The 383-nt window shown below is 48.6% G+C and carries 1 protein-coding gene; it reads left to right on the top strand.

Annotated features, from left to right (window positions below; all coding sequences use genetic code 11):
- On the top strand, positions 1-383 hold a 383-nt coding region (locus tag CWC28_RS22195; RefSeq protein WP_212746838.1), incomplete at both ends, for a response regulator.

The following is a 383-nucleotide window of genomic DNA, read 5'->3' as shown; positions in this document are numbered from 1 at the left end:
TCCGATCTATTCTTTTCCAGATTACCTACAATCAGGGACAGCAGGGCCTGAATCTTCCCGGTGACATTAGTACGCTCAGCTACTATGAAGCCAAACAACAGGCCGACATCAGTATGCACCTGTACATTACCATCAAACTAATTGAAGCGATGTCCGGGCAATTTGGCATTATGAATCAGGGCAGCACACACATCTGGTTTGCCATTCCACACAAACAACAAACATCAGACGCCATTAGCCGGGATGAGCAGCCCATGTTCTCCCACAAAAATATCAAGGCACTGATTGTTGATGACAACAAGACCTGCAGACAGGTTCTGGCCCAGCAATGCGCCTTAATGGGCATCAACACCCTTGACGCTGAAGACGGTCGGGAAGCTCTG

The organism is Pseudoalteromonas sp. S4492, from assembly GCF_005886115.1.
Lineage (GTDB): Bacteria > Pseudomonadota > Gammaproteobacteria > Enterobacterales > Alteromonadaceae > Pseudoalteromonas > Pseudoalteromonas gelatinilytica.
The sequence above is the reverse complement of the archived record's forward strand: the minus strand, read 5'-3'. Positions and strand labels throughout refer to the sequence as shown.